At 64.8% G+C, this 25770-nt stretch carries 25 protein-coding genes and 1 tRNA gene; 16 read left to right on the top strand and 10 right to left on the bottom strand.

The window, feature by feature from the left end; genetic code table 11:
- Positions 1-6: 6 nt before the first annotated feature.
- From napA to AC1DE1_RS03945, 3 genes are read right to left on the bottom strand one after another with little or no spacing between them, the layout of a single operon-like run.
- A complete protein-coding gene (napA, locus tag AC1DE1_RS03955; protein WP_477178903.1) occupies positions 7-2508 on the bottom strand; it encodes a periplasmic nitrate reductase subunit alpha in 2502 nt (833 codons plus the stop codon).
- A complete protein-coding gene (locus AC1DE1_RS03950; protein WP_477175898.1) occupies positions 2505-2801 on the bottom strand; it encodes a chaperone NapD in 297 nt (98 codons plus the stop codon). Before AC1DE1_RS03950 ends, napA begins: the two co-directional genes overlap by 4 nt.
- Positions 2802-2826: 25 nt before the next feature.
- The gene (locus tag AC1DE1_RS03945) at positions 2827-2985 is read right to left on the bottom strand and encodes a periplasmic nitrate reductase, NapE protein (RefSeq protein ID WP_477175897.1); all 159 of its coding nucleotides are present in this window, start codon (positions 2983-2985) and stop codon (positions 2827-2829) included.
- A 210-nt stretch (positions 2986-3195) separates the two neighbouring features.
- Between AC1DE1_RS03945 and AC1DE1_RS03940 the strand changes: the two genes are divergently transcribed.
- The gene (locus AC1DE1_RS03940; protein WP_477175896.1) at positions 3196-3732 is read left to right on the top strand and encodes a molybdopterin-dependent oxidoreductase; all 537 of its coding nucleotides are present in this window, start codon (positions 3196-3198) and stop codon (positions 3730-3732) included.
- A 111-nt stretch (positions 3733-3843) separates the two neighbouring features.
- On the opposite strand, the gene AC1DE1_RS03935 is transcribed toward AC1DE1_RS03940, so the two are convergent.
- Genes AC1DE1_RS03935 through AC1DE1_RS03910 form a run of 6 tightly spaced genes read right to left on the bottom strand, consistent with a single transcriptional unit; the run spans position 3844 to position 11541 of the window.
- The gene (locus AC1DE1_RS03935) at positions 3844-4074 is read right to left on the bottom strand and encodes a formate dehydrogenase subunit delta (protein WP_441603535.1); all 231 of its coding nucleotides are present in this window, start codon (positions 4072-4074) and stop codon (positions 3844-3846) included.
- 5 nt (positions 4075-4079) lie between these two features.
- Entirely contained in the window at positions 4080-4913 is an 834-nt protein-coding gene (gene fdhD / locus AC1DE1_RS03930) for a formate dehydrogenase accessory sulfurtransferase FdhD (RefSeq protein WP_477175895.1), read from the bottom strand.
- Between the two features lie 2 nt (positions 4914-4915).
- On the bottom strand, positions 4916-7798 hold the full coding sequence (gene fdhF / locus AC1DE1_RS03925; RefSeq protein ID WP_477175894.1) for a formate dehydrogenase subunit alpha: 2883 nt from the start codon (positions 7796-7798) through the stop codon (positions 4916-4918).
- 14 nt (positions 7799-7812) lie between these two features.
- The gene (locus AC1DE1_RS03920) at positions 7813-9369 is read right to left on the bottom strand and encodes a formate dehydrogenase beta subunit (RefSeq protein WP_477178902.1); all 1557 of its coding nucleotides are present in this window, start codon (positions 9367-9369) and stop codon (positions 7813-7815) included.
- Complete coding sequence (locus AC1DE1_RS03915) at positions 9366-9866, bottom strand: formate dehydrogenase subunit gamma (protein ID WP_477175892.1); 501 nt, start codon at positions 9864-9866, stop codon at positions 9366-9368. Before AC1DE1_RS03915 ends, AC1DE1_RS03920 begins: the two co-directional genes overlap by 4 nt.
- A gap of 19 nt (positions 9867-9885) precedes the next feature.
- Complete coding sequence (locus AC1DE1_RS03910; RefSeq protein ID WP_477175891.1) at positions 9886-11541, bottom strand: OFA family MFS transporter; 1656 nt, start codon at positions 11539-11541, stop codon at positions 9886-9888.
- A gap of 252 nt (positions 11542-11793) precedes the next feature.
- On the opposite strand from AC1DE1_RS03910, the gene AC1DE1_RS03905 reads away from it, so the two are divergent.
- The 11 genes from AC1DE1_RS03905 to AC1DE1_RS03855 all read left to right on the top strand — a co-directional run bounded on the left by AC1DE1_RS03905 (position 11794) and on the right by AC1DE1_RS03855 (position 21305).
- Positions 11794-13044, top strand: coding sequence for a molybdopterin molybdotransferase MoeA (locus AC1DE1_RS03905; RefSeq protein ID WP_477175890.1), 1251 nt, complete (start codon positions 11794-11796; stop codon positions 13042-13044).
- Positions 13041-13388 carry a DUF7009 family protein gene (locus tag AC1DE1_RS03900; protein ID WP_441603528.1) on the top strand — a complete coding sequence of 116 codons (348 nt, stop codon included), beginning with the start codon at positions 13041-13043 and terminating at the stop codon, positions 13386-13388. Before AC1DE1_RS03905 ends, AC1DE1_RS03900 begins: the two co-directional genes overlap by 4 nt.
- Positions 13389-13462: 74 nt before the next feature.
- Positions 13463-14242, top strand: coding sequence for a molybdate ABC transporter substrate-binding protein (modA, locus tag AC1DE1_RS03895; RefSeq protein ID WP_477175889.1), 780 nt, complete (start codon positions 13463-13465; stop codon positions 14240-14242).
- Between the two features lie 9 nt (positions 14243-14251).
- Positions 14252-14935: a molybdate ABC transporter permease subunit gene (gene modB, locus AC1DE1_RS03890; RefSeq protein WP_477175888.1), complete on the top strand. Its 684-nt coding sequence runs from the start codon at positions 14252-14254 to the stop codon at positions 14933-14935.
- A complete protein-coding gene (gene modC / locus AC1DE1_RS03885; RefSeq protein WP_477175887.1) occupies positions 14928-16028 on the top strand; it encodes a molybdenum ABC transporter ATP-binding protein in 1101 nt (366 codons plus the stop codon). The genes modB and modC overlap by 8 nt, the downstream gene beginning before the upstream one ends.
- Before the next feature lie 54 nt (positions 16029-16082).
- Positions 16083-17285 carry a molybdopterin molybdotransferase MoeA gene (locus tag AC1DE1_RS03880; protein WP_477175886.1) on the top strand — a complete coding sequence of 401 codons (1203 nt, stop codon included), beginning with the start codon at positions 16083-16085 and terminating at the stop codon, positions 17283-17285.
- Between the two features lies 1 nt (position 17286).
- Positions 17287-18333 (top strand): GTP 3',8-cyclase MoaA, encoded by a 1047-nt coding sequence (moaA, locus tag AC1DE1_RS03875; protein ID WP_477175885.1) that lies wholly within the window; start codon positions 17287-17289, stop codon positions 18331-18333.
- 95 nt (positions 18334-18428) lie between these two features.
- Positions 18429-18923: a cyclic pyranopterin monophosphate synthase MoaC gene (gene moaC, locus AC1DE1_RS03870; RefSeq protein ID WP_477175884.1), complete on the top strand. Its 495-nt coding sequence runs from the start codon at positions 18429-18431 to the stop codon at positions 18921-18923.
- The gene (locus tag AC1DE1_RS03865) at positions 18920-19519 is read left to right on the top strand and encodes an NTP transferase domain-containing protein (RefSeq protein WP_477175883.1); all 600 of its coding nucleotides are present in this window, start codon (positions 18920-18922) and stop codon (positions 19517-19519) included. Before moaC ends, AC1DE1_RS03865 begins: the two co-directional genes overlap by 4 nt.
- Positions 19516-19758, top strand: a complete 243-nt coding sequence (locus AC1DE1_RS03860; protein ID WP_477175882.1) for a MoaD/ThiS family protein — start codon at positions 19516-19518, stop codon at positions 19756-19758. Before AC1DE1_RS03865 ends, AC1DE1_RS03860 begins: the two co-directional genes overlap by 4 nt.
- A complete protein-coding gene (locus tag AC1DE1_RS03855) occupies positions 19755-21305 on the top strand; it encodes a ThiF family adenylyltransferase (RefSeq protein ID WP_477178901.1) in 1551 nt (516 codons plus the stop codon). The genes AC1DE1_RS03860 and AC1DE1_RS03855 overlap by 4 nt, the downstream gene beginning before the upstream one ends.
- A 77-nt stretch (positions 21306-21382) precedes the next feature.
- Here AC1DE1_RS03855 and AC1DE1_RS03850 read toward each other — a convergent pair.
- A tRNA-Leu gene (locus AC1DE1_RS03850) sits at positions 21383-21467 on the bottom strand.
- A gap of 147 nt (positions 21468-21614) precedes the next feature.
- On the opposite strand from AC1DE1_RS03850, the gene rnr reads away from it, so the two are divergent.
- From rnr to sugE, 4 genes are all read left to right on the top strand, one after another.
- On the top strand, positions 21615-24266 hold the full coding sequence (gene rnr, locus AC1DE1_RS03845; RefSeq protein WP_477175880.1) for a ribonuclease R: 2652 nt from the start codon (positions 21615-21617) through the stop codon (positions 24264-24266).
- Positions 24263-25009, top strand: coding sequence for a 23S rRNA (guanosine(2251)-2'-O)-methyltransferase RlmB (gene rlmB / locus AC1DE1_RS03840; protein WP_441603518.1), 747 nt, complete (start codon positions 24263-24265; stop codon positions 25007-25009). Before rnr ends, rlmB begins: the two co-directional genes overlap by 4 nt.
- Positions 25006-25293, top strand: coding sequence for a CBU_0592 family membrane protein (locus AC1DE1_RS03835; RefSeq protein WP_046970454.1), 288 nt, complete (start codon positions 25006-25008; stop codon positions 25291-25293). The genes rlmB and AC1DE1_RS03835 overlap by 4 nt, the downstream gene beginning before the upstream one ends.
- 127 nt (positions 25294-25420) lie before the next feature.
- Positions 25421-25744, top strand: a complete 324-nt coding sequence (gene sugE, locus AC1DE1_RS03830; protein ID WP_477175879.1) for a quaternary ammonium compound efflux SMR transporter SugE — start codon at positions 25421-25423, stop codon at positions 25742-25744.
- Positions 25745-25770: the final 26 nt, after the last annotated feature.

The raw sequence follows: 25770 nt of genomic DNA, 5'->3' as shown, positions 1-25770 counted from the left end.
TCTCTCCTAAACCGCTATGACCTTGACCGCACACTTCTTGTAGTCGGTCTGTTTGGAGATCGGATCAGTCGCGTCCAGCGTCACCTTGTTGATCAGCTGGCCGGCGTCGAACCACGGCACGAACACCAGGCCTTGCGGCGGCTTGTTGCGCCCACGCGTCTCCACGCGCGAACGCATTTCGCCGCGACGGGACACCACTTTCACTTCGTCGCCGCGCTTGAAGCCGCGCTTGCGCGCATCGTCGGGATTCATGAACACGACGGCTTCGGGGAACGCGCGATACAACTCCGGCACGCGCATGGTCATCGAGCCGGAGTGCCAGTGTTCAAGCACGCGACCGGTAGACAACCAGAGGTCGTATTCCTTATCGGGAATCTCGGGAGGTGCCTCGTAGGGCAGGGCCCAGATCACGGCGCGTCCATCGGGATTGCCATAGAACTCGAAGCCCGTGCCGGCTTTCACGTAGGGATCGGCGCCTTCGCGATAACGCCAGCGCGTCTCTTTGCCGTTGACCACGGGCCAGCGCAGGCCGCGCGCCTTGTGGTAATCGTCGAATGGAGCGAGGTCGTGGCCATGGCCGCGGCCAAACGCGGCGTATTCCTCGAACAGGCCCTTCTGCACGTAGAAGCCGAAAGCAGCTGCTTCGTCGTTGTCGTAACCCGCTTCCATTTCCGTGGAGGGGAACTTGTCCACGTTGCCGTTGCGATAGAGCACGTCGAACAAGGTCTTGCCCTTGAACTGCGGATTGGCGGCGAGGATCTCCGCCGGCCAGCATTCGTCGGTGGTGAAGCGCTTGGAGAATTCCATCAGCTGCCACAGATCCGAGCGGGCCTGGCCCGGCGCCTTCACCAGCTGGTGCCAGAACTGCGTGCGCCGTTCGGCGTTGCCATAGGCGCCTTCTTTCTCAACCCACATGGCGGCGGGGAGGATCAGGTCGGCCGACTGTGCGGTGACGGTGGGGTAGGCGTCCGATACCACGATGAAGTTGCGTGGATCGCGATAGCCCAGATACGTCTCCTGCATCAGGTTCGCGCCGGCCTGCACATTGTTGTTGCACAGCACCCAGTAGGCGTTGAGCTTGCCATCGCGCAGCATGCGGTTCTGCTGTACCGCGTGGTAGCCGGGCTTGGGCTGGATGATGCCGTGCGGGATCTTCCAGATGTCCTCGGCGTGTTTGCGATGCTCCGGATTGGTGACCACCATGTCGGCGGGCAGGCGGTGGCTGAACACGCCCACCTCGCGCGCCGTGCCGCAAGCGGAAGGTTGGCCGGTCAACGAGAATGGGCTGTTGCCGGGCGTAGCGATTTTTCCGGTGAGCAGGTGGATGTTGTAGACCATGTTGTTGGCCCACACACCGCGGGTGTGCTGGTTGAAACCCATGGTCCAGAACGACACCACCTTGATGTCCGGATTGGCGTAGAGCTCGGCCAGCTGCTGCAGCCAGCCTTTGTCCACGCCGGTCATCTCGACGGTTTTTTCCAGTGTGTACGGCGCCACGAAGGCGGCGAACTGGTCGAAGTCGATCGGCTCGCTGGCGGTCGGGTCCTTCGCGTTCTTGGCTTTTTCTTCCAGCGGATCGTCGGGGCGAAGGCCGTAGCCGATGTCGGTGACGCCGCGTTTGAAACTGGTGTGCTTGGCGACGAAATCCTTGTTGACGCGATTCGTCTTGATGATGTGGTTGGCGATGTAGTTGAGGATCACCAGATCGGTTTGCGGGGTGAACACGATCGGGATATCGGCCAGTTCGAAACTGCGATGCTCGAACGTAGAGAGCACGGCGACTTTGACATTGGGATTGGACAGGCGCCGGTCGGTGACGCGCGTCCACAGGATCGGATGCATCTCGGCCATGTTCGAACCCCACAGCACAAACGCATCGGCCGCTTCGATATCGTCGTAGCAGCCCATGGGCTCGTCCATGCCGAACGTGCGCATGAAGCCCATCACGGCCGAAGCCATGCAATGGCGTGCATTGGGGTCGAGCGTATTGCTGCGGAAGCCGCCTTTGAGCAGCTTGTTGGCTGCGTAGCCTTCCCACACGGTCCATTGGCCGGAGCCGAACATGCCGACGGCTTCGGGGCCTTTCTCCTTGAGCACGCGCTTGAACTGCTCGGCCATCACGTCGAACGCCTCGTCCCACGAGACTTCGGTGAAGGCACCGTCCTTGGCGTAGACGCCGTTCTTCTTGCGCAGCATCGGCGCAGTCAGGCGATCCGCGCCGTACATGATCTTTGAGAGGAAATAGCCCTTCACGCAGTTGATGCCGCGGTTCACTTCGGCGAGCTGATCGCCATGCGTGGCCACCACGCGGCCATCCTTCACCGCCACGTTGACGCCGCAGCCGGTGCCGCAGAATCGGCAGGGCGCCTTGCTCCACTTGAGCTGGACCATGTCGCCTTCGAGCAGCACATTGGTCGCGGCGGCGGGCAGCGCCAGGCCCGCCACATTGGCGGCGACGGCGACCGCCGTGTTGCGAATGAATTCGCGGCGCGTCATGGACAGGCTCATGGCTCGGCTCCTTGATGTATTGCGCCCGTGGACACCAGTTCGTCCATGACGGCGGCGGGCTCCACGTGGTGGTAGATCAGCGATACGTTGATGACCCCGGGCAGCATCTGCAGTGCGTCGATGTGATCCATCACGGCGCGCTGGTTGTCGGTTTCGCACACCATCACGCAGCGGCATTCGCCTTGTATGGCGATGTCCAGTGCGTCGTGATCGTTGACGAAGGCGCTAAGCGTTGGTGCGGCATCCGGGCGATGCAGCACGACCAGGCTGGAGATGTGATGCTCTTCCCTCATGGCAGTCCCCTGTGCTTGGCCAAGGTCAGACATGCGGCGGGCCGCTGACAAACATCTGCCAGAACCACACGGCGAAGCCAAAGGCGGCGATAAACATCACCGACAGCACGGGGAACAGAAAGAGCAGCAACAGGAACGTGGTGCGCTCCTGCTTGCGGGTGCTTGGGTTGGCCGATGGTTCCACGCGCACCTCCCACAGGCTGGACGTTACTTCCCAGATCTGCGCGTTAAGCTAAACCGATCATTCCCCTGGCCCCCTGACCTGGATCAGAGCAGCCTTCCGTGTTGGCGATCACTGGCAAGGCATGCTTGTATGCAACAAGCCGAGTGTACGCTTCACGCTTTTCCGCAGCGGTGAAAGCCGCGTGAATTCACTGCTCATAGGGAGCTAGGCATGGCAATCCGCAGGTGGCATCGATATGCCCTTAGTGCTCTGTTGCTTGGCGTTTGGGTGGTCCTTTTTGCCCATGGCGCTGACGCACCTTCGTCCGCTGCGCCGACAGCCATAGAAGTATCGGTCGCGGGCAAGCCGGCGCTATCGCTGGATGCCAAGACCTTGGCCGCGATGCCGCATGAAGAAGTCACGGCGTCCGCGCACGATGAGGCGGCCAGCCAGTGGCGGGGTGTGAAGCTGGAAGATGTGCTGGCGCGGGCAGGCGTGTCGCTGGACAAGCCGTTGCGTGGCCGCGCGCTGGCTTCGTTTGTGCGGGTGACGGCGGCTGATCAGTATCAGGTGGTGTTTGGACTGGCGGATCTTGATCCCACGCTGGGGCATACGCAGGTGCTGCTGGTGGATATGCGCGATGGCAAGGCGCTGGACAAGGATGGTCCGGTGCGCTTGCTGGTGCCGGGGGATGAGCGGCCGGCGCGCTGGGTGCGGAACGTGACGGCGATTGAAGTCGTCGATGGTGGGACGACCACGCGTCCGTGACGAGGCGAAGCGCCATGTGGGAGCGCACCCTGTGCGCGACAACCTGACGGAGCGTTGCCGCCGTTGTGCCGCGGTCGCGCACAGGGTGCGCTCCCACAAGGTGTCGCAGGTTTAGCGCACGTCTACCGGTGGCAGCTCCAACTCACTCACAGCTTCTCGCGCGAGCGGAATCAAACCCTCGCCGCCTTCCGCGACATAGGCCTTCAACTGTCGCCGCATGCTCGGATCCCAGAACCGCTTGAGGTGGTCGCGCACGCTGATCACCGCCGCCGCGTGATCGGGTTCGACGGTGAAATAGGTGGCGATGTCGTTCGCCATGGTGACGAGTCGTTCGATGCGCATCGTGCTTACTCTGACACCGGCGGCTGCAGGCGGCCGGGATGGGTATAGATATTGTGGCTGCCAGGTCGCGCAAAGCCCACCAGGGTGATGCCGGCGCTGCGCGCGAGTTCGACTGCGAGTGCGGTGGGTGCGGAGATGGCGGCAAGCATGGCGATGCCCGCGCTGGCGGCCTTGGTGACCATTTCGTAGCTGGCGCGACTGGTGACCACGGCAAAGCCTTGGTTGACGTCGATGCCCGCACGGGTCATCGCGCCGATGAGTTTGTCCAGGGCGTTGTGGCGACCAACGTCCTCGCGCACCAGCAGGATGCGGCCTGACGCGTCGGCCCAGGCGGCTCCGTGCACCGCACCCGTCGCGAGGTTCACCGGTTGGCGGCTCTTGAGTTCGTGCAGGGCGATTTCCAGCGCCTCGCGCGACACCCTCGGGCCATCACCCACGGAACCATCGTGGCGCACGGCATTCTCGAGATCCCGCGTGCCGCAAATGCCGCAACCGCTGCGACCGGGCAGCAGACGTTCCTGTTCGCGACCGAGGTGCGCGCCATGCGCGTCGTCGGTCACGCGCATCGCCAGCTCGATACCCTCGATCAAGGTACGTACTTCCAGCTGCAACAGTTGCGCGGGTTGGCCGATCAGGCGTTCGGTGAGCGAGAAGCCCAGCGCGAAGTCCTCCAGGTCGTGCGGCGTCGCCATCATCACGGCGAACGTGGCGCCGTTGTAGATCATGGCGATGGGTATTTCCTCGGCGACGAAATCCTCTTCGTGCGTCGCCTCGCCATTGCGCCAACGATCGACGGAACGCACGGCATAGCCGCGCATCGCTTCGTCTTCGTCAGCCATGGTCAAGCGGGCTTCGCCGATTGTTCGAGCAACGCTTCCTGCGCCTCGGTGAAGGCGCGATAACGCTTCTGCCACTCGGACGGCTGGTTGACGCGGGTCACCTGTACTGCGGTCACCTTGTATTCGGGACAGTTGGTGGCCCAGTCCGAATTCTCGGTCGTGATCACGTTGGCGCCGGAGCCCGGGAAGTGGAAGGTGGTGTAGACCACGCCGGGCTGCATGCGCTCGGACACGACTGCGCGCAGCACCGTTTCACCGGCGCGGCTGACGATGCCGACCCAATCGTTGTCGCTGATGCCGCGTTCCTCCGCATCGTGCGGATGGATTTCGAGGCGGTCTTCGTCGTGCCACATCACGTTGGCGGTGCGGCGTGTCTGGGCGCCGACGTTGTACTGGCTGAGGATGCGGCCGGTGGTGAGGATCAGCGGGTGCTCGGCGCTCACTTTCTCGGTGGTCGCCACGTATTCCGTCAGCATGAAGCGGCCTTTGCCGCGCACGAACTCATCGACATGCATCACCGGGGTGCCTTCCGGATGCTCGTCATTGCATGGCCATTGGACCGAACCCAGCTTCTCGATCTTGTCGAAGCTGACCCCGTGGAAGGTCGGCGTCAGTTCTGCGATTTCATCGAGGATCTGCGAGGCATGCGTGTAGTTCATCGGATAGCCCATGGCCTGCGCCAGCAGCTGAGTGATTTCCCAGTCGGCGTAGCCGCCCTTGGGTTCCATCACCTTGCGCACCAGCGACATGCGCCGCTCGGCATTGGTGAAGGTGCCATCCTTTTCCAGGAACGAACTGCCGGGCAGGAAGACATGCGCGAACTTGGCCGTCTCGTTGAGGAACAAGTCCTGCACCACGATGCATTCCATCGAGGTCAGCGCAGCGGTGACGTGCTGGGTATCGGGATCGGACTGCGCGATATCCTCGCCTTCGATGTACAAGCCCTTGAAGCTGCCATCCATCGCGGCCTCGAACATATTGGGAATGCGCAGGCCGGGCTCGCCCAGCAGCGGCACGCCCCAGGCCTGCTCGAAGGACTGGCGGACGGTGGTGTCGCTGACATGGCGATAGCCCGGGAATTCGTGCGGGAACGAGCCCATGTCGCAGGAGCCCTGCACGTTGTTCTGTCCACGCAGCGGATTCACGCCCACGCCTTCGCGGCCGATGTTGCCGGTGGCCATGGCGAGATTCGCAATCGCCATCACCGAGGTCGAACCTTGTGCGTGTTCGGTGACGCCCAGGCCGTAATAGATGGCACCGTTGCCGCCGGTGGCATAGAGGCGGGCAGCGCCGCGCACCAGGTCGGCCGGCACGCCGGTGACGCTTTCCATCGCCTCGGGGCTGTATTTTTCCTGCGACACGAACGCACGCCACTTGGCGAATGCTTCGGGCTCGCAGCGGAGCGCGACGAAGTCCTCGTCGACCAGGCCTTCGGTGACGATCACGTGGGCCAGCGTATCGAGCAGGGCCACATTGGTGCCCGGGCGCAGCCGCAGGTGATAGTCGGCTTTGATATGCGGCGTGCGCACCAGATCGATGCGGCGCGGATCGACCACGATCAACCTGGCCCCGGCACGCAGGCGCTGCTTCATCTGCGAGCCGAACACCGGGTGGGCATCCGTGGGGTTGGCACCGATCACCAGCACGACGTCGGTGCTGCGGATGGAATCGAAATCCTGCGTACCGGCCGATTCGCCGAGCGTGGCCTTGAGGCCGTAACCGGTGGGCGAATGGCAGACGCGCGCGCAGGTGTCCACGTTGTTATTGCCGAAGCCGGCACGCACCAGCTTCTGCACCAGATAGGTTTCCTCATTGGTGCAACGCGAAGAGGTGATGCCGCCGATGCTGTGCTTACCGTAGGTCGCCTGCAGGCGCTTGAACTCGCTGGCGACGTGGCCGATCGCTACCTCCCAGCTCACCACGCGCCACGGGTCGGAGATCTTGGCGCGGATCATCGGCGTGGTGATGCGATCCGGATGCGTGGCATAGCCGATCGCGAAGCGGCCCTTCACGCAGGAGTGGCCATGGTTCGCATGGCCGTCCATGTTTGGCACCATGCGCACGATGTCCTGACCTTTCATCTCCGCCCGGAAACTGCAGCCGACGCCGCAGTACGCGCAGGTGGTGATCACGCTGTGTTCGGCCTGGCCTTTGTCGATCAGCGATTTTTCCGACAGGGTCGCCGTGGGGCAGGCCTGTACGCAGGCGCCGCAGGAGACGCATTCCGAATCCAGGAAGCGGTTGTTCTGGCTGGCCGAAACCTTGGACTCAAAGCCGCGACCCTGGATGGTCAGCGCGAAGGTGCCTTGCACTTCGTCGCAGGCGCGCACGCAGCGTGAGCAGGCGATGCACTTGGATGGGTCGAACGTAAAATACGGGTTGGATTCGTCCTTGGCTGCAAACAAGGGATTGGCGGTGCCGTCTGTTTGCTTGGGCTTGACGTGATTGGCACCGTCGTAGCCGTAGCGCACATCGCGCAGGCCCACCACGCCGGCCATGTCCTGCAGCTCGCAGTGGCCGTTGGCGGGGCAGGTGAGGCAGTCGAGCGGGTGATCGGAGATATAGAGCTCCATCACGCCGCGGCGAATATCGGCAAGCTTCGGCGTCTGCGTCGCTACCTTCATGCCCTCGCTCACCGGCGTCGTGCACGAGGCCGGATAGCCCTTACGACCTTCGATCTCGACCAGGCACAGGCGGCACGAACCGAACGCATCGAGCATCTCGGTGGCGCACAGCTTGGGAATGCTGATGCCGGCCTGCGCGGCAGCGCGCATCACCGAGGTGCCCTCGGGCACTTCGATGCGACGGCCGTCGATATCCAGCGACACCATGGTGGACGACGTCGACTTCGGTGTACCGAGATCGATCTCGACGATAGATAGCATGCAGCGTTACCTCCTCAGGCTGCCGTGTCGGCGGAGCCCGCGAAATCTTCGTGGAAATGGTCCAGCGCACTCATCACGGGGAAGGGCGCCATGCCGCCGAGTGCGCACAGCGAACCTGCCACCATGGTCTGGCAGAGGTCGCGCAGCAGCACTTCCTCGCGTTGGCGTCCGGCATTGTCGCTGGTGAGCAGGCGATCGATCACCTCGACGCCGCGGGTGGAACCGATGCGGCATGGCGTGCACTTGCCGCAGGATTCGATCGCGCAGAACTCCATCGCGTAGCGCGCCTGGGCCGCCATGTTCACTGTGTCGTCGAACACCACCACGCCGCCGTGGCCGAGCATGCCGCCGATGGCAGCAAAGCCTTCGTAGTCGATCGGTGCATCGAGCTGTGATGCAGGAAGATAGGCGCCGAGCGGGCCACCGACCTGCACCGCGCGCACCGGTCGGCCGCTGGCGGTGCCGCCGCCGTAGCTTTCGATCAGTTCGCGCAGGCTAAGCCCGAAAGCACGCTCCACCAGTCCGGGCCGCTTGAGATTGCCGGCCAGCTGGATCGGTAGCGTGCCACGCGAGCGGCCGCTGCCGTAGTCGCGGTAGTAGTCAGCGCCCTTGTCGAGAATGATGGGTACGGAAGCAAACGTGACCACGTTGTTGATCACCGTGGGCTTGCCGAACAGTCCATGGATGGCCGGCAGCGGCGGCTTCACGCGCACCTGGCCGCGCTTGCCCTCCAGCGACTCCAGCATCGAGGTTTCTTCGCCGCAGATATACGCGCCGCCGCCAAGGCGCACTTCCAGGTGGAAGGCCTTGCCGCTGCCGCGCACATTGTCGCCGAGATAGCCGTTCGCCTCGGCGGCAGCGATGGCTTCCTTCAGCGCATGGTGCGCATGCGGATACTCGACACGCAGATAGATGTAGCCGCGCGTGGCGCCCGCCGCGATGCCAGCGATGGTCATGCCTTCGATCAGCACGAACGGGTCGCCTTCCATGATCATGCGGTCGGCATAGGTGCCCGAGTCGCCTTCATCCGCATTGCAGGCGACGTATTTCTGCACGGCCGGCGCGTCCAGGCAGGTCTTCCACTTGATGCCGGTGGGAAAGGCCGCGCCGCCACGGCCGCGCAGGCCCGAATCGGTCACGGTCTGCACAATCTCGGCGCCGCTCATGCGCAACGCCGCTTCCAGTCCGCGATAGCCGCCGTGCGCCACATAGTCGTCAAGGCTGCGCGGATCGACGATGCCGACGCGTGCGAAGGTGAGGCGCTGCTGGTTCTTCAGATAATCAATGGATTCGGTGAGGCCAAGCGCGAGTGCGTGCGCGCCGCCATGCAGGAAGTCGGCATCGAACAGTGCTGCGACGTCTTCGACCTGCACTGGACCGTAGGCGATGCGTCCTTCCGATGTCGCCACTTCGACCAGCGGCTCCAGCCAGAACAAGCCGCGTGAACCATTGCGCACGATATGGACGTCGACGCCCCGGCGCTGGGCTTCGGTAGCGATGGCGACGGCCACGGCTTCAGCGCCCAACGAAAGAGCGCTCGCATCGCGTGGCACGTAAACAGTGAAGCTCATGAAACCTCCGCAGCGAGCAACGCATCGAAACGTTCGGGCGTGACCCGACCCTTCAACTCGCCATCCACCATCATGGCCGGCGAGCACGCGCAGTTGCCTAGGCAGTAGACCGGCTCCAGCGTGTAGCGGCCGTCCTGGGTCGTCTCGTGAAAGTCTACGCCCAGGCGCTGTTTGACGTGTTTTTCCAGCGTGACGGCGCCCATCGCCTGGCACGACTCGGCACGGCACAGATAGATCACGTGCTTGCCCGCCGGCTGCTGCCGGAAGTAGTGATAGAAGCTGATGACGCCATGCACATCAGCCCGCGAGAGATTCATCTCGCGGGCGATGAGGGGCACGGCGGCTTCAGGTACATAACCGAGCGCGTCCTGAATGCCGTGGAGCACCGGCAGCAGGGCACCTGGCAAATCCTTCAGGCGCCCTGTGACTTCGAGCACGACGACCCGGACCGATTCGGGAATATCCGGCAACGACGAGCCTGTAACCGCGCGTTTCATCAATCAAATTCTCTATGCGTTAAAACAGTGCAGCAGCCTTGGTGATCGCTATCCATACGCCGATCAGGAAGGGAATGCCAACCAAGGCCCAGGACGCCGCACCGACGACACCGAACGGTCCGCGCGCTGCTTCCTGTGCGCGGGCCGACATGGCGGGCGTTTCGTGCTGCAGGGACTTTTCGTGCTCAAGTTCCGCATCGCTCATCAGCGCAGTTTCCTTGACCGGCTTGATCAGCAGGTTACAGATCATGCCCACCAGCAACAGGACGGCCAGGATATACAGCGTGCGGTCGTAGACCAGATTCTTGGCCACGCCCGCATCCAGTTGCGCCTGGCGCACCGCGGCGATCAGGAAGGGCCCCGCAATGCCCGCCACCGACCATGCGGTGAGCAGGCGACCGTGGATCGCGCCCACCATCTGGGTGCCAAAAATATCCGACAGATACGCCGGCACCGTGGCAAAGCCGCCGCCGTACATCGACAGGATCAGGCAAACCGCGATGACGAACATGCCCGCCAGGCCCATGTGTCCCAGGGTCGGCAGCGAGCAATAAAGCGCGATGCCCAGCGCAAAGAAGATGAAGTAAGTGGTCTTGCGGCCGATGAAGTCCGAGGTCGAGGCCCAGGCGATGCGTCCAAGGCTGTTGAACAGGCTGATCAGGCCGACCAGGCCCGCCGCCGAGGCGGCGATGGCGGCCTTTTGCGCCACGCTCAGCGCCGTACTGGCATCGAGACCGAGCAGCTTGCCGCCGAACACGTCCTGGAACATCGGGCTGGCCATCGACAGCACGCCGATGCCAGCGGTGACGTTCATGCACAACACCATCCAGATCAGCCAGAATTGCGGTGTTTTCCAGGCGCGGTTCAGATGCACGTGGCGATGGGTGATCAGTTTGTTGGTCGATGCCGCCGGCGGCGTCCAGCCCAGCGGACGCCAGCCCGACGGCGGCACGCGGAAGCCGAAGGCGCCGGCGACCATCGCCACCAGGTAGATCACACCCATGCACATCAGTGCGGACGACACGCCGGGTACGTCGCCGATGGAGAACTTCTTCATCAGCGCCACGGCCAGCGGGGCGCCGATCATCGCGCCGCCGCCGTAACCCATGATGGCGAAGCCGGTGGCCAGGCCCCGTCGATCCGGGAACCATTTGATCAGGGTCGAGACGGGTGTGATGTAACCCAATCCCTGGCCTATGCCGCCTAACACGCCTGCTCCTAGATAGACCAGCCATAACTGATGCATCGACACGCCGATGCCGCCGACGATCAGGCCGCCGCCCCAGCACAGGGCGGCAATGAAACCGGCCTTGCGCGGACCGGCATGTTCCAGCCATGCGCCCCAGATCGCCGCCGAAATGCCGAGCATGGCGATGAAGGTTTCAAAGATGTGGTTGACCGCCGGCACCGTCCAGTTGCAGGCGGTGGTGAACAGCTGCGCAAGAAAACCCAGCTTGGCGCAGGTCGCGGGGTCCGCTTCCGTCACCAGTTTGGTCATCGGCAGCCAGAACACGGAAAAGCCATAGGCCATGCCGATGCTCAAATGGATGGCCAGGGCCGCCGGCGGTACCAGCCAGCGATTGAAGCGAGGCCCGGCAATCGTGCTTTCTCGGGACAACACGGCCGACTTAGTGTCGGCCGTAGTCAGGACATCGGTTTCCGATACACCCACCATGAGCATCTCCCCCGGTTGTCGTCGGCCATGCGGCCGGATGGCAGACGCGATGTTTAGAGCCGCCATGTCGGTCGCGCCACCCGACCATGGTCGTACACATCTTCTTTGAACCTGAACTATGCCAAGGTGGCACCAACTGTGTTGCTGCAACGCAACGGATTGTGACAGCCGAGGCGCATCGAACTCTTGCAATGTGATGCGCACCACGCCGAGCATGTAGCGACTTCACTCTGCCGCAGGCCAGCCTTCCGCATGATCGGTTACGACGACGCACTGCTTGAGCTACTTCGGCACGTGCGGCCGTTGCCGGCGCAGTCATGCAAGACCGCCGATGCCTTGGGCAAAGTTCTTGCGGCCGATGTCGTCAGCCCGATGGACCTGCCGTCGTTCGATCACTCCGCAATGGACGGCTATGCGCTTCACGCGGCCGATCCGTTGACTGCCGGCAGCGAGCATGCGGTGCAGGGCTCGCAGGCCGCTGGCGATGTTTCGCGCGCCTCGGCTGGCATGGCCTGGGAAATCATGACTGGCGCCCGACTTCCGCAGGGGCTGGACACGGTGGTGCCGGTGGAACGCACGGCGCTGCTGGAGCGTCGTGATGATGGTTCGCCTGCACGCATCCGGCTGCTCGACGACGTCGCGCCCCAAGCCAATGTGCGCTACGCCGGCAGCGACGTGGCCAAGGGCGCGGTGGTGATCAAGGCGGGCACGCGCATCCAGGCCAGTCAGCTGATGCTGCTGGTGGCGTTGGGTGTGGCCCAGGTGGAGGTGCTGCGCGCGCCGCGCGTCGCCATCATCTGCACGGGCAAGGAGTTGCAGGACGATCTGACCCAGCCGCTGGGCGATGGCCAGATCTATGGCTCCAACGGGCCCTATCTGGTTGGCGCATTTGCGGCGATGGGCGTGCAGGTGTGGTCGTGCGAAACCGTGGACGATACGAGCCACACCTTTGTTGCCGCCGTACAGCGTGCACAGCAGGCAGGCGTGGATCTCATCGTCAGTACGGGCGCCGTGTCCATGGGGCGCTACGACTTCGTGCCGGATGCCCTGGTGAAACTCGGTGCCCAGGTGCTTTTCCACAAGCTCGCGGTCCGCCCTGGCAAGCCGCAACTTGCGGCGGTGCTGGGGGATGCATTGGTGTTTGCCTTGCCGGGCACGCCGATGGCCGTGGCCGTGGGCCTGCGCTTCCTGATCGATCCGGTGGTGCGCGCGATGCGCGGACAAGCCCGGGAACCCTTGTGGCGAGCGGTGCTGGACACGCCCCAACAACTCAAGCCGGGCCTGCGTCACTTCCTGCGCGCCTCGGTGACGCAGGATGAGCAGGGACGACTTCACGCGCACGTGCTGGCGCAGCAGCAACCCTTCCGCATCCAGCCGTTCGCTCAGGCCAACGCCTGGGTGGTGGTCGAGCAGGATGCCGTCGAGGTGGCGGCCGGCGCATTGGTGACCGTCGCCAGCCTGCACCCGGACGCTGGATGGGATCAAACGGGAGTCGCATCGTGAAACTGCAGATCGAAGCTCAAAGCCTGCGCGTGCGTATCGGCGAAGAGGAGTTATCCAGACTGCTCGCTGGCGAGCCCCTGGTATCGCGTACCCGTTTCACCAGCAGTCTGTCGCTGTCGTGCACGCTCAAGGCGGTGGCCAGCGAGGCCGCTCGTTTCAGCGGCCAGCCCGACGCCTGGTCGATCGACCTCCCACAAGCCCTGGTGCGAACCCATGCCGCCAGCCTGCCCACGCGGGAGGGTTTGACCTTCCAGCTGGAAAGCGGGGAGGGCGATCCGCTGGAGCTGCTGTTCGATGTCGACGTGCGCGACAGCGTCCGCCATCGTCGCGCGCCGAGGCAGTAGCGTTGACATGACGCTGGTTACGCTTGGGCTAGTCTTGGGCCGTTGCATCGGCCGCCACGATCAGGAATGACACGATGATGCGTCGAGTTTGGCAGGGCCTGCTGGTATTGGCGTCGGTAACGGCATCGTCGATGTCGATGGCGGCCGCTACCGACAATCACATCACGGTCGCAGCTGCGGCGGACCTGCATCAGGCGCTCGACGATGTCGTGGCGGCGTATCGGCACGAGCATCCCGATAGCCGCGTCGAGGTGGTCTATGGCTCCTCGGGCAATCTGTCCACGCAGATCGAGCAGGGCGCGCCGTTCGAGCTGTTTTTCTCGGCCGACAGCAGCTATCCGCAGCAACTGGTCGAGCATGGCAAGGCGAGCGGTACGCCGGTGCCTTATGCGCTCGGTCACCTGGTGATGTGGAGCGCCAGCATCGACATGAAGGGCGTGCAGGTGGCTGATCTCGCGCAGTCCCGGTTCGGCCGCATCGCCATCGCCAATCCGCAGCACGCCCCGTATGGCAAGCGTGCCGAACAGGCGCTGCGTGCTGCGGGCGTGTGGGACAAAGTGCAGCCGCGCCTGGTGTTTGGCGACAACATCGCGCAGACCGCGCAGTTCGCGCAAAGCGGCAACGCTCAGGTCGGCTTGGTGGCAGAATCGCTGGTGCTCGGATCGTCGGTCAAAGGCAGTTTCGAGCCGGTGCCGCCCGCGCTCTATGACCCGCTCAAGCAGAGTTTCGTGATCACCCAGCGCGGCGCGAACAATGCGCTCGCGCAAGACTTTGCGCGCTACGTGCAGAGTGCGCCAGCCAAGGCGATTCTTTCGCGCTACGGCTTCAACCTGCCGGAAGACGCCGCGCACTGAGCGCCCCTTATGGCCCTGTTGACCGAAGCGGACATCGAGGCACTGGGCCTCACCCTGCGACTGGCGACCACCGTCACCGTGTTGCTGCTCGTGCTGGGCGTGCCGTTGGCCTGGTGGCTGGCGCATACGCGCTCGCGCTGGCGGCGTCCGATCGCTGCCGTGGTGGCCTTGCCCCTGGTGCTGCCGCCGACCGTGCTGGGTTTCTATCTGCTGATGCTGCTGGGGCCCGATGGATGGGTGGGGCGTGCGTTTGCTGCGCTTGGCCTGGCAGCCTTGCCATTCACCTTCCAGGGCTTGGTGGTGGCCTCGATGCTGTATTCGTTGCCCTTCGTGGTGCAGCCGCTGCACAACGCATTTGAAGCGGTGGGCGAACGGCCGCTGGAAGTGGCCGCCTGCCTGGGGGCCAGTCCGCTGGATCGGTTCTTCAGCGTGGCCTTGCCGCTGGCCTTGCCCGGCGTGATCACGGCCGCCGTGCTTGGCTTTGCGCACACAGTGGGCGAGTTCGGCGTGGTCTTGATGATCGGCGGCAATATCCCCGGCCAGACCCGCGTGCTGTCCATGCGTATTTACGACCATGTGCAGGCGGGCGAATACCACCAGGCCAATGTGCTGTCGCTGTGCCTGCTGGTGGTGTCGTTTGCCGCCTTGCTTGCCATGTCGCTGTTGCGTACCCGCAGGCAGGCGCGTGACTGAGCGGCCTGGCGAGAGCCAGCTGGGACTCGACGCCAAGCTCGCCTGGCGCCGCGGCGCGCTGGCATTCGAGTTCGAGCTGACCCTGCCGCCGCGGGGCATCACCGCCTTGTTCGGCCCCTCCGGCGCCGGCAAGACCAGCTGTTTGCGCGCGATCGCCGGGCTGGAGCGCGAGGCCGTCGGCCGGGTGAGTTTCGGGCAGACGGTGTGGCAGGACAGCAGCCATCGGGTGTTCGTGCCGCCGCATAAACGGCGCATCGGTTACGTGTTCCAGGAAGCCAGTCTGTTCACCCATCACTCGGTGGCGGGCAATCTGGATTTTGGTTTTCGCCGCGCCGGACGCCCGGCGCATCTGGATCGCGACGGACTGATCGACCGCTTCGGCTTGCGGCCCTTGCTGGAGCGTCGCGTCGACGGCCTGTCCGGCGGCGAGCGCCAGCGTGTGTCGATGGTGCGTGCGCTGCTCTCGGATCCGGCCTTGCTGATGTTCGACGAGCCGCTGTCCGCGCTCGACGGTCCGGCCCGCACGGACTTGCTGGAATGCCTGGAATCCCTGCATGCCACGCTGCAGGTGCCGATGATCTACGTGAGCCACAACGTGGACGAAGTCGCCCGGCTGGCCGACCATCTGGTGCTGATGGAAGCGGGCCATGTGGTGGCGCAGGGCGGCCTGCAGGACACCTTGACCCGGCTGGACCTGCCGCCGGCCCTGGGCGATGCGGTGGGAGCCGTGATCGAAGGCGAGGTGGTCGCCTACGACGCCCACGACCAGCTGATCGAGCTGGCTTTTGCTGGCGGACGCCTGTGGTTGCCCTATCGCCACGAACGCGTGGGGCAGCGTTTGCGCTGCCGCATCAGCGCCCGCGACGTGGTGTTGAGCACCGCACCGCAGACCGGCACCAGTGCGCTCAACCAGCTGCCGTGCCGGATCGTCGCGGCCGTGGACGCCGGACACTCCTCCCAGGTGCTGGTGCAACTGGACGCCGGCGGCTGCCTGTTGCTGGCCCGCATCACGCGGCGTTCATGGCATGCGCTGGGCCTGCCGCCCGGCAGCAACGCCTGGGCGCAGGTGAAAGCCGTTGCGCTGGGAATCTGAGAGGCGCGCTATGCTCGACCCCATGCGGTCACCCTTCTTTGCATGATCCAAACCATGAGCGAATTGACCAGCGTCAGCCAAGCCGAAGCCCTGATCGCCGAACATATGCCCTCGTTTGGCAGCGAGCGCGTGCCCTTGGACGAGGCGGTGGGACGGGTACTTCGACAGCCGGTGCACGCCGAACACGATCATCCGCCGTTCGACCGCGTGATGATGGACGGCATCGCGATCCGCTGGTCCGCCCCCATGCCCCGTCGCCTGCACGTAGCGGGCGCACAGATGGCCGGCATGCGCAGGCAAGTGCTGCCCTCCGGCAACGACTGTCTTGAAATCACCACCGGCGCGATGCTGCCCGAGGGCGCCGATGGCGTGATTCCGATCGAGCAACTGCGGCGCGACGGCGAGGACTATGTGCTGTCCGACGACTGCGCGCCGGTGGCCGGGCAGTTCATCCATCGCCGCGCTGCCGATTGCGCACAGGGAAGCCTGCTGCTGTCGCCCGGGATGCGCCTGGGGCCGGCCGAAATGGCCTTGCTGGCGGCCAACGGCGTGGCGAGCGTAGAGGTGGCGGTGATGCCGTCGATCGCCATCGTGTCGACCGGCGATGAACTGGTGGAGGTGGGCGCGCCGCTGGGCGAAGGGCAGATCCGCCGCTCCAACGACAGCGCGGTGCGCGCCGCCTTGCGGCTGGATGGGTTCGCGCGCGTGGTGATGGAGCATATCGTCGACGACGAGGCCGTCACCGGCGAGCGCATTGCCCATCTGCTGGAGCGCCATGATGTGCTGCTGCTGTCTGGCGGCGTCTCGATGGGGCAGCGCGACTATGTGCCCGCGGCGCTGGTGGCACAAGGCGTGCGCAAGGTGTTTCATCGCATTGCCCAAAAGCCAGGCAAGCCGATGTGGTTTGGCGTCGGTCCGCGCGGCCAGGCAGTGTTCGCCTTGCCCGGCAATCCGGTCTCCGCGCTGGTATGCGCCACGCGCTATGCACGCCCGGCGTTGCTCGCCGCGCAGGGTCTGCTCGCCCCGGCGCCGGAATGGGTCTGCCTGGACAGCGACGTGGACGTCAACCCGCAGCTGGCGAGCTTCATGCCAGCGCGCGTGCAATCGGATGCTCAGGGACGGTTGATGGCGTATCCGGTACCGTCCAAGACCTCGGGTGATTTTTCCTCGTTGCCGCGCACGCAGGGATTCGTGCAGTTGCCGCCCGGCCAGGGCAAGGCGCCTGCGGGAAGCGTGGCGGCGTTTTATCGGTGGTGAGATGAGCGCGATCAACAGTCTCAACCAGACCTCGGCATGGCCGGTCGACCAGCTCGGCCGTTCGCTGCACGACCTGCGCATTTCGGTGATGGATCGCTGCAATTTCCGCTGCCCGTATTGCATGCCCGAATCGACCTATGGCGAGCACTTCAACTTTCTGCGCAACGACGAGCGCCTGAGCTTCGATGAGATCGAACGCCTGTGCCGGCTGGCGGCGACGCTGGGGGTGAGCAAGCTGCGCCTTACCGGCGGCGAGCCCTTGCTGCGGCCGCATCTGGCCGAGCTGGTGGAACGGCTGCGTCGACTCGATGGCATCACCGATCTCGCGCTGACCACCAACGGCGTGTTGCTTGCGCGGCACGCCGACGAATTGCGCGATGCCGGCCTCGACCGCGTGACTATCAGCCTCGACACGCTTGATCCCGCGCTGTTCCACCGCATGAGCGGCGGGCGTGGCGCGCTGGACGATGTGCTTGCCGGCATCGGGGCCGCGCAGAACGCCGGTTTTCCGCACGGCGTGAAACTCAATACGGTGGTGCAGCGTGGCGTGAACGAGCACACGGTGATCGATCTGCTGGAACGCTTTCGCGGCAGCGGCATCGTGGTGCGCTTCATCGAATACATGGACGTGGGCAATCGCAACGACTGGCACGCCGATGACGTGGTGCCCTCGGCGGCGCTCGTCCAGCGCATCCACGCGCGCTGGCCGTTGCGCGCCGTGCTGCCCAAGTACGCCGGCGAAGTGGCAACGCGCTATCGCTTCGAAGACGGAGCCGGCGAGATCGGCATGATCTCCTCCATCAGCCAGCCGTTCTGCGGCGGCTGCACGCGGGCGCGCCTGTCGTCCGAAGGCATGCTCTACACCTGCCTGTTCGCCACCCAGGGCGCCGATCTGCGGGGCCCCCTGCGTGCGGGCGCCAACGACGAGGCGCTGACCGAACTGCTGCGCCAGACCTGGCTGGGCCGTCACGACCGCTACAGCGAGGAGCGGGCGGAGCACCATGGCAAGGCGCCACGGAAGATCGAAATGCATTACATCGGGGGCTAAATATCCTGAAAGCACCGTGACGTAGACGGTTTCTTAATTCCACTCGCCCGCGGCAGGCCGATAATCCCCCTTAGCCGCCGCCTTCGGAGTCAGTAGTGACAGCCACGCCCACCCAGCTTTCCCACGTCGACGACGAGCAGCAGCCGCGCATGGTCGATGTCGGCGCCAAGGCGATCACGCGCCGTTCGGCTCAGGCCAGCGCACGGGTGACGTTTCCTGCCGAGGTGGCCGCGCGACTGCACGAGGCGGGCTATGTCACGCCCAAGGGCGCGGTGCTCACGGTGGCGCAGATCGCCGGCGTGATGGGCGCCAAGGCCACGCCGCAACTTATTCCGCTGTGCCACCCGCTGAGCATCGACAAGTGCGACGTCAGCATCCGCATGGAAGGCGTGCACGCACTGATCGACTGCACCGTGTCCTGCAACGGCCGCACCGGGGTGGAAATGGAGGCGCTCACCGGCGCCAGCATCGCTGCGCTGACCATTTACGACATGTGCAAGGCGATGTCCCACGACATCGTCATCCATGAAGTGCGGCTGGTCGCCAAGAGCGGCGGCAAGCAGGATTTTTCGACGACGGAGCGAGCATGAGCGATACACCGGCTCCGCTTTACGGTTTGCTCCTGAGCGGCGGCGCGAGCCAGCGCATGCGCCAGGACAAGGCCGCGCTGGACTATCAAGGCGAGCCGCAGTTATTGCGCGCGTGGCGATTGCTTGAATCGGTGACCGAGCGCGCGTTTGTGTCGGTGCGCGAGAGCCAGCGCGACGACGCCTTGCGCGCCACGCTGCCGCAGATCGTGGACAGCTACGACGCGGTGGGGCCGGTCGCCGGCATCCTCTCCGCCCAGGAACGTCATCCCGATGCCGCATGGCTGGTCCTGGCCTGCGACCTGCCGTTGCTGGACAACGACACGCTGCGTCGCCTGATCGACGCACGCGATCCGCAAGCCGATGCCACCGTGTTCGCCAGCAGCCATGACGGTCTGCCCGAACCGCTGTGCGCCATCTGGGAACCACGCAGCCACGCACTGCTGCGGCAGCGCTACGAGAACGGCAGCTATTGCCCGCGCAAGGCACTGATGCAATCCAACATCATTTTGTTGCCCGCGCCAGGCGATGCGCTGGACAACGTCAATACACCCGAGGAACGGCAAGCCATGCAGCAACGTCTGGAGTCTTTGGCATGACCGTGGTGAACCTCCAGTACTACGCGCAATTGCGCGAGCAGGCCGGCACCAGTTCCGAGCAGGTCGATACCATGGCGGGTTCGCTGCGCGAGCTGTATGAGGAGCTGCGTATCGCCCGAGGCTTCTCGCTGGCGGCCGATGCACTCAAGGTGGCGGTGAACGCGCAGTTCAGCGCATGGGAGCGCCCGCTGCGCGACGGCGACACCATCGTCTTCATTCCACCGGTGGCTGGCGGATGAGCCGTTTCGAACTTGCCAGCACGATCGTCGATACCCATGGCCAGCGCGACCGGCTGCGCCATCCGGCCAGCGGCGGCTATTGCGCGTTTGAAGGCTGGGTGCGCAACAGCAACGAAGGGCGCGAGGTCGACGGGCTGTCGTACGAAGCCTATGCGGAACTCGCCATGGCCGAAGGCGAGCGCATCGTCGCCGAGGCCGTCGAACGTTACGGCGTCACGGACGCCCGTTGCGTCCATCGCACGGGTGATCTGAAGATCGGCGATATGGCGGTATGGGTCGGCGCCTCCGCGCCACACCGCGACGAAGCGTTTCGCGCCTGCCGCTACATCATCGATGAGATCAAGCACCGGCTGCCGATCTGGAAGAAGGAACACTACGTTACCGGAGAATCGGACTGGGTCGCCTGCACGCATGTCTACCGCGAGCATGAGCACGAAGCTCATCACCATCATCGCCATGCGCATGCCGCACCCTTCGTTCCCGACTATTCGCGCCAGACGCGGCTGCGCGAAGTTGGCGAAGCAGGGCAGGCAAAGCTCGCATCCTCACGCGTGCTGGTGATCGGCGCCGGTGGTCTGGGCTGTCCGGTGATCAGTTATCTCGCCGGTGCGGGCATCGGCACGCTGGGCATCGTGGATGGCGATCGCCTGGATGCGAGCAACCTGCATCGGCAGACCATGTACGACGCGCACGACATCGGCCAGTTGAAGGCCGAGCTCGCTTCGCGCCGTGTGACGGCGCTCAATCCGACGGTCAAAGTGCAGGTGTGGACACAGCCGCTGGATGCCGGCAATGCAGTCGATGTGTTTGGCCAGTTCGATCTGGTAATCGAATGCACCGACGATATGCGCAGCCGCTATCTCAGCAGCGACGCTGCCCTGATCAGCGGCACGCCTTTGATCCTCGCCAGCATTTATCAATACGAAGGCCAGCTGCAGTTGGTGGCGGCCAAAGCGGGTGCGCCCTGTCTGCGTTGCCTGTGGCCGCAGGAGCCATCGCCGGAATCGGTAGGCAGTTGCGTGCTGTCAGGCGTGCTCGGTCCGGTGCCCGGCGTGCTGGGTGCGATGCAGGCCACTGAAGCGCTGAAATATCTGCTCGGCTTGCCGCAGCCGAACGCTGGCGCATTGTCGCTGGTGAATCTGATCGACCTGAGCATCCAGCACTTGCCGATCGATGTGGCCAACGGCTGCGCCGCGCATGGCGGTTGCATCGAGGTGGCGCGTCGCGCATTGGCCCGTTCGCTGGACGAGCAGGAGGTCGACCTGGCGTTCGATCGACTCGACGACGCCATCGCCGCGGGCTATCAGCTGGTGGATGTGCGCGAGGCCGACGAGTTGGTTAGCGATCCGATGCCGGTCGCTGGCGCGATGCACGTGCCCTCGTCTCAAGTCGGCGAACGGGCAGGAGAATTCATCGAGGGCCGTTATCTGCTGGTCTGCGCCAGCGGCCGGCGCAGCGGGCATGCTGCGCGTCTGCTGCGCGACGAAGGCAGGCAGAACGTGTATTCGCTCGCGGGCGGACTACATGCGCTGCGCGTGACTGAGTGAATGCGCGTGGCGTGTCGCATGCGCCTGTAAACGCCAGGCACGAAAAAGCCCGCATCGCTGCGGGCTTCGTCTACAATTGGTGCCCAGGAGAGGACTCGAACCTCCACGGTTTTACCCGCTAGTACCTGAAACTAGTGCGTCTACCAATTCCGCCACCTGGGCAGGTGTCACGTGAGCTTTTTGGGCTGCGTGAGCCGCGTAGATTAGGCATGTGTCGGTGGGTTGTCAACTATCCTTTCACGGATTTTTTTCGGACCGACACTCCTCGGGTCCGCAAGCCCCATAAAACCAACTAAAAAGGCATAGGAAGTGACCAGAAAAAAAGAACCGCGCAGCAGCAAGCCGGAGCCGGGTTCCAAGGCGCCCGCGCCCAAGAACGCCAAGAGCGGCAGTGGCCGCGGCCGGCGCTCGGCGGTAGAACCAGGCCGCCCGCGCGAGGGCGTGGTGGGTGACCCGCACGCGGAGCGCGAAGCGCAGCGTTACGAGCGCCCCATCCCCAGCCGCGAGGCGATCCTCGCGCTGCTCGAACAACGCGGCGAATTGCTGACCGAAGCGCGCATGGCCGAAGCGCTGTCGCTGTTCGACGAATACGAACTCAATGCCCTGCGCAAGCGCCTCGGCGCCATGGTGCGCGACGGCCAGCTGCTGCTGGGGCGTCGCGGCGGCTATGCGCCGGCCAACAAGCTGGACCTGATCCAGGGCGTGGTGCTGGCCAACGCCGAGGGCTACGGCTTCCTGCGTCCTGATGGCGGCGGCGATGATCTGTATCTCTCGCCCCAGCAGATGCGCATCGTGCTGCACGGCGACCGCGTGCTGGCCAGCGTGGTCGGCATCGACCGGCGCGGTCGCAAGCAGGGCGCGATTGTCGAAGTGCTGCAACGCCGCTCGCCGCGACTGGTCGGTCGCGTGGTGATCGAGAACGGCGTCACCCTGGTCGCGCCCGATGACCGTCGCGTGCACCAGGACGTGATGATCGTGCCCGGTCAGGACATGGGCGCCCGTTCCGGCCAGATCGTGGTGGCCGAGATCACCGACCCGCCGACGCCGCATCGCGGCCCAATGGGTGCCATTCGCGCGGTGCTCGGCGAACGCCTGCAGCCGTCGTTGCTGGTGGAGATGGCGATTGCCAGCCACGACCTGCCGCACGACTGGCCCGAAGCCGTGATACGCGACGCGGCCCAGGTCGAGCCGCAGGTGACCGCCGCCGAGCGCGAAGGCAGGGTGGATCTGCGTTCGCTGCCGCTGGTGACGATCGATGGCGCCGATGCGCGCGACTTCGACGATGCGGTGTTTGCCGAGCCCAAGCGCGGCGGCGGTTATCGCCTGGTGGTCGCCATTGCCGACGTCTCGCATTACGTGAAGGTGGGCTCGGCGCTCGACAAGGAAGCCTACGAGCGCAGCACGTCCACCTATTTCCCCGGCTTCGTAGTGCCGATGCTGCCGGAGACGTTGTCCAACGGCATCTGCTCGTTGAACCCCAAGGTCGAACGCCTGTGCATGGTGTGCGACATGGTGGTCAACGAGGAGGGCGAGGTCGTTCGTTCGAAGTTCTACAACGCAGTGATGCGTTCGCATGCGCGCCTGACCTACGACCGCGTGTGGCAGGCCATTGGCCTCAACGATGCCGATGCGCGCCACGAGCTGGCCGATGTGATGCCGCAGATCGAGCATCTGCACGGCCTCTACAAACTGATGGCGGCGCAGCGCAAGCGGCGTGGCGCGATCGACTTTGAAACGCCCGAGGTGAAATTCCGCCTCGACCAGCGCGGCGAAGTGGAATCGATGGGCGCCACCGAGCGCAACGATGCGCACAAGCTGATCGAGGAATGCATGATCGCCGCCAACGTGCAGGCGGCCTTGTTCCTCGAAAAGAAAAAGATCCCCGCGCTGTTCCGTGCCCACGAACCGCCGCCGGCCGAGAAATACGAAGACCTGCAGAACTTCCTGCGCGAATTCAAGCTGCGCATGCCGCCGGTGGAGGAAGTGACGCCGGGTGATTACGCAGACATTCTCCGCCTGGTGCACGACCGCCCCGAGCGCGAGCTGATCCAGTCGGTGCTGCTGCGCTCGCAGAGCATGGCGGCGTATCAGCCGGATAACCGCGGCCACTTCGGCCTGGCGCTGGAGGCGTACGCGCACTTCACCTCGCCGATCCGCCGCTATCCGGATCTGCTGGTCCATCGGGCGATCCGCTACGCCGTTGCCGGCGGCAAGCCCACTGCGTATAGCTACACACCGAGCGAGATGGCCGCGATGGCCGTGCATTGCTCGCAGCGCGAGCGTCGTGCGGAAGAGGCCGAGCGCGATGTGGACGAGCGCTTCAAGTGCGCCTGGATGTCCAAGCATGTGGGCAGCGAGTTCGACGGCACCGTCACCGGTGTGACCTCGTTCGGCTTGTTCGTGGAGCTGGACGACTCGAAGGTGTCGGGGCTGGTGCATATCAGCCAGCTTTCCAACGACTATTACCACTTCGATCCGGTGCGTCACCTGCTCAAGGGCGAGCGCAGCGGCGCGCAGTTCCGCCTCGGCGATCACGTGCGCGTGCAGGTGCTGCGGGCCAGCCTGGAAGACCGCAAGATCGACTTCCGCCTGGTCACGCCGCGCAAGGAAGGCAAGGAGGGCGTGGCCCCACCCAGCGGCGAGCGCCGCTACAACTACGCTGCAGCCGGGGATCGCTACTCGTTGCCCAAGGCCAAACGCGGGACGGAGCGCCCCGCGGCGCGCGATAATCCCACCCCTGCGGCGTCCCTGCCGTCGTTGCCGCCAGCGGATCGCAAGTCCGCCACGCGTGACGGCGACAAGGCGCCGGTTGGCAAGGGCACCTTTGCCAAGGCCAAAGCCGCTGCCAAGGGGGCTTTCGCCAAGGCGAAGGCGGCCGCCCAGGGCCGCAAGGCGAAAGCCTCTGCGCCGAAAGACACCACGAACGCACCGACAGCTGGAAAGAAGAAAGGCAAACGATGAGTGACAGTTGGATCGTCGGGATCAACCCGGTCGAAGGCGCGCTGAGCAACGACGCCGCGCGCGTACGCGAAGTGCTGGTGGAACAAGGCCAGCGCAATGCGCGCGTGCAGGAGCTGGCGACCCGCGCCAAGGCTTTGAATATTCCCGTGCATCATCGCTCGCGCGATGAGCTCGACCGCGTGTCGGGCGAGGCCCGCCACCAGGGCGTGGTGGCGCGTTACGAAGCGCCGCCGATGGCTTCGGAAAACGACATCGAGCGGCTTCTCACCGAGGCCGGGCAGAACGCGCTGGTGCTGGTGCTCGATGGCGTCACCGATCCGCACAACCTCGGCGCCTGCCTGCGCAGCGCGGCGGCGGCGGGCGCGACCATGGTGATCGTGCCCAAGGATCGCGCCGTCGGCCTGACGCCCGTGGTGCGACGCGCCTCGGCGGGCGGCGCCGATCGCGTGCCGCTGATCGCTGCGACCAATCTGGCCCGTGCGCTGCGCACGCTCAAAGATGCCGGCGTGTGGATCACCGGCCTGGCCGGCGATACACAGACCTCCGTCTACAGCATCGACATGCGTGGCCCGGTGGCCATCGTGCTGGGCAGCGAAGGCGAGGGCATGCGCCGCCTGACGCGCGAGACCTGCGATTTCGTGGCGCAGATTCCGATGCCGGGCGTGATGGAAAGTTTGAACGTGTCCGTGGCGACGGGCATCGTGTTGTTCGAGGCATTGCGGCAAAGGAGTGAAAAGCGATGACATTCTTCTGGTATGACTGGGCCGGTTATATCGGCGTGGTGCTGGTGCTGTCGTCCTTCCTGCTGTTGCAGGCGCGCAAGCTGCACGGCAATGGCCTGGTCTATCAGCTGATGAACGTGTTTGGCGCGCTGGGCGTGGTGTTGTCGCTGCTGTTTGGCGTGGCGATCAACTGGCCCGCGTTGCTGATGGAGGTGGCGTGGATCGCCATCGGCATCTTTGGCATCGTGCATTCGGCCCGGGCACGCCGCGAAGCCCGCGAGCTAGGCAGCAAGTTCACGCCCTGACGCTGCATTCAGGCGTTGCCGGTAAAATGGCGGGACCGGTTCTGCAATGGAACCGGTCTGCGGGGACGGCCCCGCACGCAAGTGCTTTTAGCGGGGACGGCCCTGCTCTCATCCAGAGGAGCGCCTCATGCCCTGGATTTATCTCATGCTCGCCGGACTGCTCGAAGTGGTCTGGGCGATTGGACTGAAATACACCGAAGGCTTTACGCGGCTGTGGCCGAGCGTGATCACGGCATCGGCGATGCTCGCCAGCATCGTGCTGCTTGCTATGGCGGTGAAGAGCCTGCCGATCGGTACGGCTTACGCGATCTGGACCGGCATCGGCGCCGTGGGCGCGGTGATACTGGGCATCGTGTTGTTTGGCGATTCGGCCTCGCCGTTGCGGCTGGCCTGCGTAGGGCTGGTGGTGCTGGGGATGTTGGGATTGAAGCTTACCGGCGGCGCGCACTGACAAGGCGATAGAAACCATTGTGGGAG

It is taken from the genome of Dyella sp. 05T440, from assembly GCF_056395965.1.
This window is presented reverse-complemented; position numbering and strand designations above follow the sequence as displayed.